This window comes from Ruegeria sp. HKCCD7296 (assembly GCF_013110775.1).
GTDB lineage: Bacteria > Pseudomonadota > Alphaproteobacteria > Rhodobacterales > Rhodobacteraceae > Ruegeria.
This window is the reverse complement of record NZ_WVRF01000039.1, coordinates 1-1,511: the sequence shown is the minus strand read 5'-3', so window position 1 is coordinate 1,511 and position 1,511 is coordinate 1. Positions and strand designations below refer to the sequence as shown.

1 protein-coding gene is annotated in these 1,511 nt (G+C 54.6%); it reads right to left on the bottom strand.

Annotated features, from left to right (window positions below; translation table 11 throughout):
- Positions 1-73 precede the first annotated feature (73 nt).
- Positions 74-1,425, bottom strand: a protein-coding gene (locus tag GS632_RS21955) for an IS3 family transposase (RefSeq protein ID WP_171722507.1) whose coding sequence is annotated in 2 segments (ribosomal slippage) — positions 74-1,089 and positions 1,089-1,425 — 1,353 coding nt in all. Because the reading frame shifts where the segments join, the coding sequence is not laid out codon by codon here.
- Positions 1,426-1,511: the final 86 nt, after the last annotated feature.

Here is a 1,511-nt window from a genome sequence, read left to right as displayed (position 1 = left end):
TGTCCGTCATCGAATGATTTGGAACACGAGCGTTTGATTGGCTTAGGAGGATCAGGCTCGCCGTAGTTTCAATCTACGCCGCGTTCTGATGATGCCGCAAGCGGCGTTTCTGGATTGTCTGGTGTTTGATTTCCTTTCTGCGTCTGAGGATTGTTTCGGCTCGACCGAAATAGACATCGGCGGGTGTCAGATTGCTGATGCTCTCGTGGTATCGGTTGTGGTTGTAGTGATTGATGAAGTCGCCGATGGCCTGTTCGAGCGCTCCTTGCAGATAGTAGTTTTCCATCAGGACACGGTTCTTCATCGTCTGATGCCATCGCTCAATCTTGCCCTGGGTCTGCGGATGGTTGGGCGCTCCCCGAACATGATCCATACCCTGCTCATCCAGCCATTTCGCCAACTCGCCAGAGATGTAACTGCTGCCGTTGTCGCTGAGCAGCCGGGGCTTGTGGGCAACGGTGACACTGTCACAACCTGATGCAGCCAAAGCGTCTTCCAGTGTTCCTGTGACATCGTCAGCTTTCATCGTGGTGCAAAGGCGCCAAGAGACAACGTAACGGCTGTAATCATCCAGGATCGTAGACAGGTAGAACCAGCCCCAACCGATGACTTTGAGATAGGTGAAGTCGGTCTGCCAAAGCTGGTTCGGCCGCACAGTCTTCTCATGGAATTCATCCGCCGCTTTGATGGTGATGCAGGCTGGGCTAGTGATCAGATCTTGTGCCTTCAGAAGCCTGTAAACACTGGCCTCAGAAACGAAGTAGCGCCTGGTGTCGGTGAACCGCACCGCAAGCTCGCGGGGCGATAACTCGGGTTCTTCCAGAGCCAGTTCCACGATCTGCTTGCGCACCTTGTCGGGGATGCGGTTCCAAACCCTACCTGGCCGGGAATGGCGATCCTCAAGCCCGGCCTCGCCGAAAGACAGATACCTGTCGTACCAGCGGTAGAAGGTCGTTCTGGGAATGCCGAGCTTTTCCAGTGTGCGTTTGATCGGCAGGTGCGAACCGTCAACCAGCCGGATGATCTCAAGCTTTTCGGATGCGGGATATCTCATTCGTCGTCTCCCCCATCCTCGAACATGCTTTTTTTGAGCAGCCGGTTCTCAAGGGTCAGGTCGGCGACTACCTCTTTCAGCGCCGACGATTCCGCTCTCAAATCCTTCACCTCAGAGCTGGTAGCCTGGCGTGCGGTATCGCCAGCCAACCGCTTCTTACCGGCCTCAAGGAACTCTTTCGACCAGCTGTAATACAGGCTCGTAGCTATTCCTTCACGGCGACACAGCTCCGCTATGCTGTCTTCACCACGAAGCCCATCCAACACAATACGGATCTTCTCCTCTGCCGAATGCTGGCGCCGTGTCTTCCTGCGGATGTCTTTGACAACTCTCTCTACTGACGCTTTCTGTTTCCCGGATTTCATTCTCATCTCCACTCTCTGATGGTTACGATGAGCCTGAAATCCTCCGCTACGCAATCAACCTAGTCTGTTCCATGGGTGCTGATGGCGGACAA